The sequence below is a fragment of the Clostridium sp. AF28-12 genome (assembly GCF_003435225.1).
Classification (GTDB): Bacteria; Bacillota; Clostridia; order Lachnospirales; family Lachnospiraceae; genus Pilosibacter; species Pilosibacter fragilis.
The window spans coordinates 35,523-50,192 of sequence record NZ_QWGJ01000004.1 but is presented as its reverse complement, the minus strand read 5'-3'; the positions used below and the strand labels follow the sequence as shown (position 1 = coordinate 50,192).

At 50.4% G+C, this 14,670-nt stretch carries 11 protein-coding genes; 1 reads left to right on the top strand and 10 read right to left on the bottom strand.

Annotation, left to right across the window (positions count from 1 at the left end):
* Positions 1–97: 97 nt before the first annotated feature.
* From DWY93_RS04920 to DWY93_RS04900, 5 genes are all read right to left on the bottom strand, one after another.
* Positions 98–1,243, bottom strand: coding sequence for a patatin-like phospholipase family protein (locus tag DWY93_RS04920; protein ID WP_117469867.1), 1,146 nt, complete (start codon positions 1,241–1,243; stop codon positions 98–100).
* The gene (locus tag DWY93_RS04915; protein ID WP_117469868.1) at positions 1,227–2,162 is read right to left on the bottom strand and encodes an SPFH domain-containing protein; all 936 of its coding nucleotides are present in this window, start codon (positions 2,160–2,162) and stop codon (positions 1,227–1,229) included. The genes DWY93_RS04920 and DWY93_RS04915 overlap by 17 nt, the downstream gene beginning before the upstream one ends.
* Positions 2,163–2,322: 160 nt before the next feature.
* Complete coding sequence (locus DWY93_RS04910) at positions 2,323–2,766, bottom strand: NfeD family protein (protein WP_117469869.1); 444 nt, start codon at positions 2,764–2,766, stop codon at positions 2,323–2,325.
* Positions 2,767–2,778: 12 nt separating this feature from the next.
* Positions 2,779–3,561, bottom strand: coding sequence for an RNA methyltransferase (locus DWY93_RS04905; RefSeq protein ID WP_015554884.1), 783 nt, complete (start codon positions 3,559–3,561; stop codon positions 2,779–2,781).
* Positions 3,558–5,489: an NAD(+) synthase gene (locus DWY93_RS04900; protein WP_117469870.1), complete on the bottom strand. Its 1,932-nt coding sequence runs from the start codon at positions 5,487–5,489 to the stop codon at positions 3,558–3,560. The genes DWY93_RS04905 and DWY93_RS04900 overlap by 4 nt, the downstream gene beginning before the upstream one ends.
* A gap of 850 nt (positions 5,490–6,339) precedes the next feature.
* Between DWY93_RS04900 and DWY93_RS04895 the strand changes: the two genes are divergently transcribed.
* Positions 6,340–7,755 carry a spore germination protein gene (locus DWY93_RS04895; protein ID WP_117469871.1) on the top strand — a complete coding sequence of 472 codons (1,416 nt, stop codon included), beginning with the start codon at positions 6,340–6,342 and terminating at the stop codon, positions 7,753–7,755.
* Positions 7,756–7,856: 101 nt separating this feature from the next.
* Here DWY93_RS04895 and DWY93_RS04890 read toward each other — a convergent pair whose 3' ends face one another.
* From DWY93_RS04890 to DWY93_RS17095, 5 genes are all read right to left on the bottom strand, one after another.
* Positions 7,857–9,410, bottom strand: coding sequence for an ABC-F family ATP-binding cassette domain-containing protein (locus tag DWY93_RS04890; protein ID WP_117469872.1), 1,554 nt, complete (start codon positions 9,408–9,410; stop codon positions 7,857–7,859).
* A 201-nt stretch (positions 9,411–9,611) separates the two neighbouring features.
* Positions 9,612–10,511: an AEC family transporter gene (locus DWY93_RS04885; RefSeq protein ID WP_015554888.1), complete on the bottom strand. Its 900-nt coding sequence runs from the start codon at positions 10,509–10,511 to the stop codon at positions 9,612–9,614.
* Between the two features lie 114 nt (positions 10,512–10,625).
* Positions 10,626–12,080 carry an IMP dehydrogenase gene (gene guaB, locus DWY93_RS04880; protein ID WP_117469874.1) on the bottom strand — a complete coding sequence of 485 codons (1,455 nt, stop codon included), beginning with the start codon at positions 12,078–12,080 and terminating at the stop codon, positions 10,626–10,628.
* 256 nt (positions 12,081–12,336) lie between these two features.
* Entirely contained in the window at positions 12,337–13,428 is a 1,092-nt protein-coding gene (locus DWY93_RS04875) for a histidinol-phosphate transaminase (RefSeq protein WP_117469875.1), read from the bottom strand.
* Positions 13,425–14,660, bottom strand: a complete 1,236-nt coding sequence (locus tag DWY93_RS17095) for a bifunctional adenosylcobinamide kinase/adenosylcobinamide-phosphate guanylyltransferase (protein ID WP_147325212.1) — start codon at positions 14,658–14,660, stop codon at positions 13,425–13,427. The genes DWY93_RS04875 and DWY93_RS17095 overlap by 4 nt, the downstream gene beginning before the upstream one ends.
* Positions 14,661–14,670 lie beyond the last annotated feature (10 nt).

The window sequence follows — 14,670 nt, the reverse complement described above, 5'->3', positions numbered from 1 at the left end:
CGTTCTCCTCATATTTTCTGCCGGATCTGTCGTTTTCCCAGGATCAGCCGTGCTGCCTGGTACTTTTGAAAGACTTCCGATGTGCTGCCACGCTTCCCTATCCTATCGTCAGCCTGTCTGAAAAAAGTTCATGGATCTTCCCCACGATATCGTCCGGCGTGTAAACCTCGTAGACTTCCATCTGCATCTTTTTCGCGAACACTTCCAGGACTGCCCCGTAGAGATCCCTGTAATCCCATTCCGGCTGCAGCCGAAGCTTCCTGGCAAGAAACGGAAATATCTTCTCCGTGTATACACGATAGCCTGTGAGCTTTGCAAACTCATGTTCCTTTACATAAGGTCTCAGCCACTCCTTAAACATGTCAAGTTCCGACATGATCCTGCCAAAATAATACGCCTCGGAATATGGCATGTCAAGATAATATTTCCTTCCGCAGAGTCCGTAGAGGAATCTCAGCCCGTCAAAATAGCCGAGCTTCATGTTTTTCCTCGTTCTCGCACTGTCAAATTCCAGGATCCCGCCGAGATTTCTTCTTGGCGCGATCTCGTGGACCGTCACGTCCTCCGGGATATCCATGAACCTTCGCCGGTCCACGCCGATCCCATAGAGGCGGATCACGATGATATCCTTATATCCCCGGTCCGTCAGGAGATCCACCGGCACATTGTTGACGCTGCCGCCGTCAAGATACGTCTTTCCACCCAGCTTTTCCTGCTTAAATCCTGGGAAATAGGCGCTGGCCATCATTATATCCTTTATGGTCCCCAGAGGTGCTGCCTTTACATCGAAGTCCTCCTCTTTCCGGTCCGTGACTGAAAAGGACGCGGCGCAGAAATCCCGTGGTGAGCGCCTGATCCGCTCCTCATCCACCGTCTCTTCCAGAAGTTTTTTGAGTGGGGCGATATCGAGCCCCCTGTCTGAAAACAGCCGTCTGAATTCTGCCGCCGCGTCGGTCACTTTCATGGATCGCACGCCAAATTTCTTTAATTTTCCGATCATGGAATCGTCCACATTGAACACGGTGGAGTAGGTCATGTTTCCCCAGATCTCCTCCGCCTTCCCGAGATCATCCATGCAGATCAGGGCGCCGTTTAACGCCCCAACGGACGTTCCCGCGACACCCTTTATCTTCATGCCGGCTTCCCGGAGCGCTTTCCAGACACCGATCTGGTATGCGCCCCTGGCACCGCCGCCCTCTAAAACGATTCCATATTCCTTTTCAAGATCAATTCTCAGTTTCACTCTTTTTTGCGATCTCCGTTACACTTGTCACAAGACCTGCGAGGGATTGGATCTCAGACGGGATGATGATCTTTGTTGCCTTGCCGTCTGCCGCCTTCGCGAACGCCTCAAGACTCTTTAACTGCAAAACTGTCTGGTCTGCTCCGGCTTCCTTGATCATGCGGATACCATCGGCGTTCGCCTGCTGGATCTTGATGATCGCCTCCGCCTGGCCTTCTGCCTCGCGGATCCGTTTCTCCTTCTCCGCCTCCGCGTGAAGGATCGCTGCCTGCTTATCTGCCTCCGCGTCGAGGATCGCGGACTGTTTCTTACCCTCTGCCACGAGGATCGTGGACTTCTTCTCACCTTCCGCACGAAGGATCGCCTCACGGCGCTCACGCTCTGCCTTCATCTGTTTCTCCATGGCATCCTGGATCGCTGCCGGCGGAATGATATTCTTTAACTCCACACGGTTTACCTTGATGCCCCACGGGTCCGTGGCAACATCCAGGGCGGAACGCATCTTTGTGTTGATGGTCTCACGGGAAGTTAAGGTCTGGTCGAGCTCCAGGTCACCGATGATGTTTCGAAGCGTGGTGGCTGTCAGATTCTCGATGGCCATGATCGGGTTCTCAACACCGTATGCGTAGAGCTTCGGGTCTGTGATCTGGAAGAACACGACCGTATCGATCTTCATGGTGACGTTATCCTTTGTGATCACCGGCTGCGGAGCGAAGTCAACGACCTGCTCTTTTAAGAGGACCCGCTTTGCAACGCGGTCAATAAACGGAACTTTGAAGTGGATTCCCACATTCCATGTCTCAAGGTACGCGCCGAGTCTCTCCACTACCATCGCCTGTGCCTGGGGCACGATGCGGATGCAGGAAACGAGGATCAGCAGAATGATAAAAATCAGTACTAATATTAAAATTGCTGGCATATTTATGTCCTCCTTTATGTTTTATGGGGAATTATTTTTTCCCTTTTTTCTTCGACCCGTTCATATTCCTATGAGCAAGCCTGAAACTTTTCTTTTGAACAACAGACATGTATTTTTCAGGTCTGTAAACTTCCAAAATGAATCTTCTTCATTTTAGTTTTTACACATCCTTCTCAGAAACCGGCTCCACAATGAGCTTCACGCCCCGGACTTCCTTTATGACCACATGGGTCCCCACCGGGATCGTCACCGCGTCATCCATGGATCTTGCCGTCCACTCCTGACCGTCGACAACGGTGGCACCGGACGGTTCATTGTTGTCGATCTTTGTGATCACTTTTGCCCTCCTTCCGATCAACCCGTCAACGTTCGTCTTCACGGTTTCCCGGTTGACGAACCGCATGGCGAGCGGTCTTGTAAAGAGAAGCAGGATAAACGATACGATCAGGAACACCACAAGCTGCGTCTGTATGGAAAACCCAAGTACCGCAGCAAAGAACGCGAATACGGCCCCACCCGCAAACCAGATCGTCGTGAGCGCCATGGTCGCCGCCTCGATTCCGATCAGAATTACAAAGGCCACAAGCCATCCGATCATATCCATAAAATCACTCCTTTACGCGCGCCGCTGTCTTGCCGTCTCAAACATCAGGATCGATGCTGCGATGGCGGCATTTAAGGACTCCACCTTTCCCTCCATGGGGATCTTCACCCAGGTATCCGCCATGTCGGAAAGCTTTTCTGTCAACCCGTTTCCCTCATTTCCGATCAGGAACGCCGTATTACCAGTATAGTCTTCCTGCTCGTAATTATTCTTTCCTGCGAGATGGGCCGCAAATACCCGGATCCCCCGCGCTTTCAGATCCAGAACGGTCTGCTCCAGATCGTCCGTGTAGAAGAACGGGACGCGGAACACGGATCCCATGGTGGAACGGATCACCTTCGGGTTGTAGATATCCACAGTGTCACGGCTCATAATGAGTCCCGTGATCCCCGCGCCCTCTCCGGCTCTCAGGATCGTTCCCAGGTTTCCTGGATCCTGAAGATTTTCCAGCACCATCAGATGAGCTGGACGGTCACTCTTTAAGAGCTCGTCCATTCCGTAGGAAAACTGTCTGACAAGTGCCAGCACACCCTGGGGCGTCTGCGTGTCGGACATCACCGCAAACACAGAGTCGCTGACAAGTTCGTATCCCGGGTACTCCGCAAGAATTGCGGCATTCTCCGGATTTTTCGCGAAAGTTTCAGAAACATAGATACTTTTAACCTGATCCTTCGGGAGCTCAGCGGCCATCCGCACTCCCTCGACGACGAAAAGTCCCTGCTCATTTCTCGCTCTCGCTTTTTTCTTTAATTCAATGACTGCTTTTACCTGGTCATTTTTTGTGCTTGTGATCATCTCCCTTCCTCCGGGTCAAGTTTCTCCACTTCATCCATCCAGATCCGTCTCGCTGCGTCGCTCGGCATTCTGAGATCACCTCTCGGAGAAACCGCAACAGATCCGACCTTCGGGCCGTCCGGCAGGCAGGAACGCTTGAACTGCTGTGCGAAGAACCGGCGGTAGAAGGTATTTAACCACTTGTAGATCACCTTGTCCTCGTAAACTCCCGCGAAAGCGATCTTCGCCAGGCGGTAGATCTTCGCCGGATGATAACCGTAACGGAGAATATAATAGAGGAAGAAATCGTGAAGCTCGTAAGGTCCGACCAGGTCCTCCGTCTTCTGGGAGATCTTTCCGTCCTCCGGCGGCAGAAGCTCCGGGCTCACCGGGGTATCGAGAACATCGTTGAGTACATCTGCCAGGGCCTTGTCGCCGCAGGTATCCGCGTAGTAGCGGACAAGATGACGGACAAGCGTCTTCGGAACAGACGCGTTCACGCCGTACATGGACATGTGGTCGCCGTTGTAGGTCGCCCAGCCAAGAGCCAGCTCAGACATATCTCCTGTTCCGATGACCATGCCGTTCGTCTTGTTCGCAAGGTCCATGAGGATCAGGGTGCGGTATCTTGCCTGGGAGTTCTCGTAAGTCACATCATGGATCGCCGGATCATGTCCGATATCCTCGAAGTGGGTGGAAACTGCTTTTCTGATATTTACTTCTTTTAACGTCGCGCCCAGCTTCTTTGTGAGTGTGACTGCGTTGTTGTAGGTTCTGTCCGTAGTTCCGAAGCACGGCATCGTGACGGAGAGAATATTTTCTCTCGGAATGCCCAGCATATCGAAGGCTCTCGCTGTGACAAGAAGTGCCAGGGTGGAGTCGAGTCCGCCGGAGATTCCTACAACTGCGCTCTTGGCACCGGTGTGGGCGAGACGTTTCTTTAAGCCCATGGCCTGGATCGTTAAGATCTCCTCACAGCGGGCGGTTCTCTCTTTCTCGTTTGACGGAACGAAAGGTGCCGGATCGACATAGCGTTTTAATGTGAGCTCCGTTTTGTTTAAGGTGAAGTCCATGTAATCATAGTCCTCAGTCTCCGCACCCGGCTGACATGTGGTCATTCTTCTCCTCTCGTTTTTAAGTCTGTAAAGATCGATGTCCGCCGTGATCATGCCGTTTTTGAAACGCTCGGATTCCGCAAGGATATTTCCGTTCTCGGCAATGATATCATGTCCGCCGAAGACGAGGTCCTGGGTGGACTCGCCCTCTCCGGCATTGGCATAGATGTACGCACATACGAGGCGGGCAGACTGTCCGGCGATCAGTGTCTCACGGTATCCCGCTTTTCCTGTGGTCTCATCGCTGGCGGAGCAGTTTGCGATCACGGTAGCTCCGGCTTTCGCGTGGGAGACGCTCGGTGGATCCATCGTCCATACGTCCTCGCAGAGTTCTGCGGCGACTATGAGTTCCGGGATATTCGTGCAGCGGAACAGGATCTTGCTTCCAAACGGGATCAGGCTCTCTCCCCACTCTACCACATCCGGTTTTACCGGACCCGGGTTGAAATGGCGTAGCTCATAGAATTCAGAATAGTTCGGAAGATGTCTCTTCGGAACAAGGCCTAAAAGCTCGCCATCCTTGATGGCAGCCGCTACGTTGTAGAGTTTTCCGTCCTTCATCCACGGAAGTCCGATGAAGGTCAGCATATCCATATCCTTTGATGCGTCTAAGAGCCATAAGAGTTCTTCCTTCGCCTGATCGATCAGGGTGTCCTGCAGAAACAGGTCACTGCAGGTGTATCCGGTGAGACCGAGCTCCGGGAACACCAGGATCTTTACATCCCGGGATGCTGCCTCCTGCATCATCTTCCAGGTCTGTTCCCGGTTAAACACAGGATCTGCAACCTTTAAATCTGGGGTGGCCGCCGCCACCCGGATAAATCCGTCTTTCATTTTGCTCTCCTTATTACATTCCGACTTTGATAGCCGCGCTGCAGCGCAGAATTTCAGTCAGTTTTGGAATATATGCCGTTATACAACAATTCAGTCATAAACGGGCTTTCTATTGTTTTGAAAATTTCCGTATGGCTGAATGATTACTTTTTATTATACACTTTTTTTCTGAAAAGGGCTATGGATTTTCATCTGTTTAAGAAATATTTCATGAATAGTCCGACCATGCGTCAGTCTGGCAAATATGTGTGCGCTGCACTCTTGCCTGCATAAGCACTCACATTCGCTGAACTGCATACGGGCAGCGCTTAAACGGCGAAAGGCTGTGCTCCCCCACTGAGCACAGCCTTTCATTCACGTACAATTTCCTTGCATTATACAGTTCCTCGAAATTGATACCCCTTCAATTTCAATGCTTATGCAGTATAACAAAATATTACCGGAAATGCTATGGTAAATATAGTTAAATTTGCACAATTTTATTGTATATATTTACTATCTTTCGCACAAATGTCCGCTGGGGAAAAGCAGATTCGTTGTTTTTACAAAAAAACAATCTATTCTATGGTGGTTCTGCCCAGTGGAATTGGGACTTTGTATACAGTACGCATTTTCGGCGGTTTGCAGGCCGCAGGTATGTCCCGTATAATTTCATGTTTTTTTGAAATAATATCTGCAAAATATCGTCTGAAGGAATCACTCCCCCTTCACGTGACTCATGACTGCCCCTTTCGATTATTGATCACCGGGTCTGCTTTTTAAAAGAAATGTACCTTGGCACATTCTCGCACCGAGCGCGGTCGCTTGCAACACTCTACATCATCATAACTCTTGAAAGGACATGATATCCATGAACATTTCATCCAATTTCGATCAGAACATCTCCCGCTTTCACGAGATCCTGGATGTCCAAAAAAACTTCGATATCGTCTACCACACTCTCACTATTGCGGACAAAAAAGCCTGCCTGTACTTCATTGACGGCTTCACAAAGGACGAGATCCTTCTGCGCCTGATGCAGGATTTCGCCTCCGTAAAACCGGACTCGTTCCCATCATCTGCCCATGATTTCGCAAAGCAGTACGTCCATTACGGCGAGACCACCGTGGAGACCGATGATAAAAATATCTTTACACAACTCCTCTCCGGCCTCTCCTGTCTTTTAATCGACGGGTATGACCGGGCAATCCTCATCGACTGCCGTACTTACCCGGCCCGCGGGGTCTCGGAGCCCGAAAAAGACAAGGTGCTCCGAGGCTCCCGGGATGGCTTCGTGGAAACCATGATCTTCAATACCGCCCTGATCCGCCGCCGGATCCGGGACGTGAATCTCACGGTGGAGATCATGCAGACCGGAGAAAGCTCCCACACAGACATTGCGATCTGCTACATGAAACGTCGTGTGGACGAGGACCTGCTAAATAAGATCAAGGACCGCATCGAAAATCTGCATGTAGATGCTCTGACTATGAATCAAGAAAGTCTGGCAGAATGTATCTTTCCCCACAAATGGTTCAACCCGTTCCCAAAATTCCGTTTTTCTGAACGTCCGGACACGGCTGCGGCGTCTATTCTGGAGGGAAACATCGTCATCCTTGTTGACAATTCCCCCGCCTGCATGATCCTGCCATCCTCAGTCTTTGACATTATCGAGGAGGCAGATGACTATTACTTCCCGCCGGTGACCGGAACCTACCTGCGTCTTTCCAGAATGACAGTCTCATTTCTCACCCTGTTTCTGACCCCGGTGTGGCTTCTCTTTATGCAGAACCAGAACTGGATCCCAGGCTGGCTGGAGTTTATCAAGCTGGCGGATGACATGTACGTTCCCCTGATCTTCCAGCTTCTGATCCTGGAATTTGCCATCGACGGCCTGCGCCTCGCCGCTGTCAATACGCCCAGCATGCTGACCACACCGTTAAGTGTTATCGCCGGTATTGTTCTCGGCGAATATTCTGTAAAATCCGGCTGGTTCAATTCCGAAACCATGCTCTACATGGCGTTTGTCACCATAGCCAATTACTCTCAGGCAAGCTTCGAGATGGGTTACGCGCTAAAATTCATGCGCGTGATCCTGCTGATCCTGACCTCCCTCTTAAACGTCTGGGGATTCATCCTCGGCACCGCCATCGCCGTCTGTTCCATCGTATTCAACCGTACCATTGCCGGAAAGAGCTACATCTATCCTCTGATCCCGTTTTCCTGGTCGGAGATCAAAAAGAGATTTCTCCGGGGACGGCTGCCACATACAGAGAAAAATAAATGATGACCATTTCCTGGTAAATCCCATATTGATGGCATCTCATTCGCCTGCAGAACCTGCCACCAGCAGGTTCTTCCAGATGCATGGCAGCAGGATCTGTTATATTAAATCTTTAACGACCACTTACTGAGATCCCAAACCTTTGACACCAGTCCGTCATAGAACTCCGGCTCGTGGCAGATGAGGAGGACTGCTCCTTTGTACTCCGAAAGTGCTCTCTTAAGCTCGTCCTTCGCATCCACATCCAGATGGTTCGTCGGCTCGTCGAGAAGCAGAACGTTGGTCTCCCGGTTCATAAGCTTGCAGAGGCGGACCTTCGCCTGCTCACCACCGGAGAGGACGCGGACCTGGCTCTCGATATTCTTTGTAGTCAGGCCGCACTTTGCAAGGGCAGAGCGGACTTCGTACTGGGTGTAGGACGGAAACTCCTTCCAGATCTCCTCGATACAGGTCGTCGTATTTCCCGGTGCCATCTCCTGCTCGAAGTAACCCGGGAACTGATAGTCACCGACCTCAACGGTTCCGGAGATCGCCGGGATCAACCCCTGAATGCTCTTTAAAAAGGTAGTTTTACCGATACCATTCGCACCGATGACCGCGATCTTCTCACCGCGCTCCATGAGGAAATTAAGCGGTTTTGAAAGTGGTTCATCATAACCGATCACAAGATCCTTCGTCTCAAAGATCAGTTTTCCGGTTGCCCTTGCATTCAGGAAATGGAACTCCGGCTTCGGTTTTTCCTTTGCAAGCTCGATGACCTCCATTTTGTCCAGCTTCTTCTGTCTCGACATCGCCATGTTTCTCGTCGCAACACGGGCCTTGTTTCTCGCAACGAAATCCTGAAGCTTCGCGATCTCCGCCTGCTGGCGGTTGTAAGCTGCCTCCAACTGGCTCTTTTTCATCTCGTAGACTTCCATGAACCGGTCATAGTCACCCACATAGCGGTCAAGCTTCTGGTTCTCCATATGGTAGATCAGGTTTACCACGCTGTTTAAAAACGGGATATCGTGGGAGATCAGGATAAAAGCGTTCTCGTAATCCTGAAGATACCGCTTCAGCCACTCGATATGCTGTACATCCAGATAGTTTGTCGGCTCGTCGAGGAGCAGGATATCCGGCTTCTCAAGAAGAAGTTTTCCGAGGAGGACCTTCGTTCTCTGTCCGCCGGAGAGCTCGTCAACGTCCTTGTCAAGACCGATCTCGTCGAGGCCGAAGGCGCGTCCGATCTCCTCCACCTTGGAGTCGATAATGTAGAAATCATGTGCCATCAGAAGATCCTGGATCGTTCCCAGCTCCTCCATCATGGCGTTCATCTCATCCTCGGACGCATCTCCCATCTTCGCGCAGATGTCGTTCATCTTCTCCTCCATCTCAAAGAGGAAGGAAAAGGCACTCTTAAGCACGTCGCGGATCGTCATACCCTTCTCAAGCACGGTATGCTGGTCTAAGTAGCCCACACGGACATTTTTTGACCACTCAACCTTTCCCTCATCCGGCATCATCTTTCCGGTGATGATATTCATAAATGTGGACTTTCCCTCACCGTTTGCTCCGATGAGACCGATATGTTCCCCCTTTAACAGGCGGAAAGAAACGTCCGTAAAGATAGCCCGGTCTCCGAAACCATGGCTCAGGTGTTCTACATTTAAAATACTCATAAAACTTCTTTTATTCCGGCTTTTCCTTAAAATTCAGCCGTTTTCCCTTTCTCCTGGAACCCCAGGTAAACCTATATAAATGATGTTGAGGGCAAAAAGTCTTTTGACCTCCCTGATACCGGATTGCTCCGCACTACGTGCTCCCGCATCTACGCTCCGCTTCGGTCAGTGCTGGACATGTGCCACCGGCACATAGCACCCTCATATAAATAATGTCATGATCGGAATCGTGATCAGAGAGAACAGTGTATTGGTAAGCAGACATTTCGACGCATACACCGGATCCGATCCATATTTCTCCGCCAGAAGCGCCGTCGTGCTTCCCGCAGGCATCGCTGTAAGAATCACCGCGCATCCTGTCATGATCGGATCTGCATTTAACAGGCGCATGATAAAGAGCGCCAGAAATGGCAGTGCCACAAGGCGCATAAACGCCAGGTACACAGTACTCCAGTCCTTAAAGGACGCCAATGTCAGTTCCGTCATCATCGTCCCGATCAGGACCATGGAGAGCGGAGTTGTACAGTTTCCAAGTCCTGTGATAGACTTTGCCAGAAATTCCGGCAGAGTAAAGTCTGTGAAGCTTCTGAAAAGTCCGATAAAGATCACGATCACGCACGGATTCAGCATAACCTTCTTAAACGCCGCCTTTTTATCCGCCTCCGCCGTGAAAATCGATACTCCCGCCGTCCACATAAAAATACGGTTCGGGATAATAAAGATCGACGCCAGGAACATTCCCGCCTCGCCGAGCACCGCCTTCACGATCGGCAGCCCCAAAAACGCCGCGTTATTGACGAGTGTGGCATACTGTAAGACGGATTTTTTCTCCTTCGGATACATGTTGTAGACAACTTTTCCACCGAGCCATGCCGCGAAGCAGATAAAAAACGCCACTCCGAGACACAGGGCCGCCTGTTTTAACATGTCCAATGTGATATGCATGCTGAAGGAGTTAAAGATCATACAGGGCAGCGTGATCCTGAGAACAAAATCCGTGAGCTTTCCCTGCATCTTTTTTTCAATAATTCCACGCTTTCTGCAGTAAAATCCCACCGCCATGTACACGAGCAGGATCGCCTGGGTCGAAAGCATCTTCATAAAATTTTCCATCTGGTCCCTTATTTCTAAATACACACAGTCCGAAAAAAGGCTGTGCAGGGAACAGCGTTTCCGCCGCCTGTACAGCCTTTTGCTGCCCTCTCGGGATTAAAATTATTCGTCTACGCTGTAGTTCGGAGCCTCTTTTGTGATGTGGATATCATGCGGATGGCTCTCACGGAGTGCGGCTGCGGAGATCTTAACAAAATGACTGTTCTCCTGAAGCTCTTTGATATCATGAGCACCGCAATATCCCATACCGGCACGAAGACCGCCCAGCATCTGGAATACGGTATCCTCAACGAATCCCTTGTAAGCAACACGTCCTTCAACGCCTTCCGGAACAAGCTTCTTCGCGTTCGACTGGAAGTAACGGTCCTTACTGCCGTTCTCCATAGCAGAAATAGATCCCATTCCACGGTAAACTTTATATTTTCTTCCCTGATAAAGTTCGAAGTCTCCCGGGCTCTCATCGCAGCCCGCGAACATGGATCCCATCATGCAGACATTACCGCCGGCTGCGAGAGCCTTTGTAACATCTCCGGAATACTTGATACCGCCGTCGGCGATGATCGGAATACCGTACTCCTTCGCAACTGCATAGCAGTCCATAACCGCAGTGATCTGCGGAACACCGATACCTGCAACGACACGTGTCGTACAGATCGATCCCGGTCCGATACCAACCTTGACAGCGTCAACGCCGGCCTCGATCAGGGCTCTTGTAGCCTCACCCGTTGCAACGTTACCGGCGATTACCTGAAGATCCGGGAATTTCTCCTTGATCATCTTTACGCAGTTGATAACGTTCGCAGAGTGTCCGTGCGCAGAGTCGAGAACAACAACATCGACCTTTGCATTTACAAGGGCTTCCGTTCTCTCAAGAACATTTGCTGTGATTCCAATTGCAGCACCGCAGAGAAGTCTTCCGTGGTCATCCTTTGCGGAGTTCGGATACTTGATCTGTTTCTCGATATCTTTGATCGTAATGAGTCCTTTTAAGTTAAAGTTTTCATCTACGATCGGAAGCTTCTCGACTCTTGCCTTTGCAAGAATGCGCTTTGCTTCTTCCATGGTTACGCCTTCTTTAGCTGTAACCAGATGCTCGGAAGTCATGCACTCTTTGATCTTCTTAGAATAATCTTCCTCAAATTTCAGATCACGGTTTGTGATGATTCCGACGAGCTTTTTACCCTCAGTGATCGGAACACCGGAAATGCGGAATTTTGCCATCAGCTCATCTGCATCTTTTAATGTATGTTCCGGGGACAAATAAAATGGGTCTGTGATTACTCCGTTTTCAGAACGTTTTACCTTATCTACCTCTTCAGCCTGCGCCTCGATCGACATGTTTTTGTGAATGATACCGATTCCGCCCTGTCGCGCCATCGCGATCGCCATGCGGTGCTCAGTAACGGTATCCATGCCGGCACTCATAAATGGAATATTGAGTTTGACTTTCTTTGTCAGGTGTGTTGAAACATCAACCTGATTTGGGATTACTTCAGAATATGCAGGTACAAGGAGCACATCATCAAATGTAATACCATCACCAATGATCTTACCCATTTTATGGTTCCCTCTCTTTCTTCTGTTTTATTATGTTTAAAAAAAATATAACTAAAAACCGTCATAACGTCAGTTCCAGTTATTACTGTAGAGTATAACAGCTTTGTCGAATTTTAGCAACAGGCAATTCATATAATTTTTTTGCGATTTTATATTATTTTTGCTTATAAACATACAGAAAATTTCTTTTTCCTTCTGTCATTTTCCAACGTATCTTTCGTTTTCTTCCAACAGCTGCGTTTTCCATCCGGATGATCTACCTGTAGTCCTTTAATATCTCCAGGAATTCCCGGTTTTCTTCATGGGAGCGGACGCAGATCCTGTAAAATCGTCTGTCAAGCAGTCTGTAATTCCTGCATGACCGGATCAGGATCCCCCGTTCCAGAAAATATTCGTACAGCCAGGATTCCTGACCGGTCTTGAAGTCCTTAAACAGGAGGAAATTCGCGTCCGAGTGGAATACCGTGAAGCCTGCTTTCGTCAGTCCGTCAGAAAGATACTGCCGTTCTTTCGCCACCGTCTCCCGCATCTTTTTCAGAAAAGGGATCCGTTCTTCCGAAAGTGCCGCATATCCCGCCTCCTGCGCCGGGATCGAAACACTCCAAGGCTGCCAGTTCTCCTCCATCCGTTCTAAAAGCTCCCTGCTCGTACAGAATCCATACCCCAGCCGCAGTCCCGCCATGGCATATGTCTTTGTGAATGCCCGGAGAAGAAATAAGCTTCCGCCATGTTCCGGTCTTCCGGTCTCCCAGTCGAGAAATTCACGGATACAGCCGCAGCTTCGCTCCTCATCAAGGAATTCCACAAAGCATTCGTCCAGAACCAGCAGGATCCCATGTTTCTTGCAGTAGTCTAAGATTTTTGAAAGATCTGCCTGACGGATCATGGCCCCTGTGGGATTCGCCGGAGTGCATAAAAATATGATCTCCGGCTGCTCTGTTCTCAAAAAATCCAGAAATTCCGATACGTTTAAGAAAAAAGATTCCGCCTCTTTTAAATAGAAAAAAGCGATTTCTGTCCCACAGGATCTCAACGCCGTTTCATACTCCGCGAAAGATGGCGCAGGGATCACTGCCTTTTTCGGCCGTACCTCCTGTACCAGCCGGAAGATCAATTCCGCCGCCCCGTTTCCGAAGATCATCTGATCTTCCGGGACACCGGTAAGCTCTGACAACCGTCCCCGCAGGTTTTCGCAGGAGCTGTCCGGATATCCTGTACAGAAGGCAATGCTCCTCTGGGCTGCCTCCCAGACAAAATTTGGCATTCCCAAGGGATTTACGTTGACCGAGAAATCCAGCTCCACATTCCGGTTCCGGTAGATATCACCGCCGTGTCCGTACTCCATCATGTCTCACCGCCCTTTAAAGCCATCGGGATCCCGCAGACAACGCGGCATACCTTCACCGCCCGCGCCGCCAGATACTGGCAGGCGTCCCCACTCATCTCCCGCCACAGGCGGTCTGTTTTATCGATGGGAACGATTCCGCAGCCGATCTCGTCGCAGGTGATGACTGCGTTGGGATTCTTCTCAAGGATCATATCCAGATACCGGTACATGACCTCTTCGATCCGGATCTCGATACTCTCCGTTTCTTTTCTCTGCTCTCTGACCATCTTTGTTTCTCCGGCAGATGTTCTTTCAGCTGGATCCCTCACAGCTTCAGTTCTCTCATTGATTTCACTGCGGATACTGTCGCAGAACACTCTGTCATCCTCTCTCTTCGCGTCATACTCACCCAGTACTGCGTCTATCAGCCTTCGAATATAGATATGAAGATTCAGAACAGCCTCCGAATCAAACGCGTCTTCCAACGGTGACTGTTCGCCGTCTGCCACAAGAATGAAGCGGTTTTCTTCCGTCACCGCCTCACGCATCGCAAGGTTTGATTTCCCCTGATATGCGCCTCCCACAAAAAGCCTGATCCCTCTCTGACGATCCACAGATCGATCCGTTCTTCTCTCTTCCACTTCCGTATCTTCCCTCTTCTTTTTCTTCACCATCACCGGCTCCCCACAGATCACCTCGTACACTTCATCTGCCTCCCCGGCCAGCGCACAGTTGATTCTGCCCAACAACCTCCGATACTCTTCCGTCTCCTCCGAGTACGGCCCCTGATCCCCGGACACATCATTTGTCACAACCACCAGAAAGTCCGCATTTTTTCTGATCATCCTGATTCCTTCCAATATCCGTTCCATCGCGCCATTCTCCGGATCTTCCATGTCCCGGCGGTACATCTCGTTCGCCGCAAGGTTGGAAACACACTCTAACAGACACCGGCTCCTGGCAGGGACCTCCGCCTTCAAAAGGTCCACAGGGCACTCGATGGTCATAAAATTCTTTTTTTCCCGCATTTTGCGGTGTTTTCGGATCCGCTCCCTGCACTCCTCGTCCCAGGCGATCATGGTTGCAAGGTAACAGGACGGCTGATGGCGCAGATCCGTTTTCCGGGCGCCGCCGAGCATCAATTTTCCGGCAGCTTCCGCCATCACCTCTTCTTTCTTTGCCTGTTCTACGATCAGGGTCTCTGCAAATGCGGACTTTCCGCTGGAGCTTCCCCCATTTATCAGGATCATCATATTCTTTCTA

Coding starts and splice junctions, on each gene's coding strand:
- DWY93_RS04915 (WP_117469868.1), bottom strand. CDS start 2,162: ATGCCAGCAATTTTAATATTAGTACTGATTTTTATCATTCTGCTGATC.
- DWY93_RS04910 (WP_117469869.1), bottom strand. CDS start 2,766: ATGGATATGATCGGATGGCTTGTGGCCTTTGTAATTCTGATCGGAATC.
- DWY93_RS04905 (WP_015554884.1), bottom strand. CDS start 3,561: ATGATCACAAGCACAAAAAATGACCAGGTAAAAGCAGTCATTGAATTA.
- DWY93_RS04900 (WP_117469870.1), bottom strand. CDS start 5,489: ATGAAAGACGGATTTATCCGGGTGGCGGCGGCCACCCCAGATTTAAAG.
- DWY93_RS04895 (WP_117469871.1), top strand. CDS start 6,340: ATGAACATTTCATCCAATTTCGATCAGAACATCTCCCGCTTTCACGAG.
- DWY93_RS04890 (WP_117469872.1), bottom strand. CDS start 9,410: ATGAGTATTTTAAATGTAGAACACCTGAGCCATGGTTTCGGAGACCGG.
- DWY93_RS04885 (WP_015554888.1), bottom strand. CDS start 10,511: ATGAAGATGCTTTCGACCCAGGCGATCCTGCTCGTGTACATGGCGGTG.
- guaB (WP_117469874.1), bottom strand. CDS start 12,080: ATGGGTAAGATCATTGGTGATGGTATTACATTTGATGATGTGCTCCTT.
- DWY93_RS04875 (WP_117469875.1), bottom strand. CDS start 13,428: ATGATGGAGTACGGACACGGCGGTGATATCTACCGGAACCGGAATGTG.
- DWY93_RS17095 (WP_147325212.1), bottom strand. CDS start 14,660: ATGATGATCCTGATAAATGGGGGAAGCTCCAGCGGAAAGTCCGCATTT.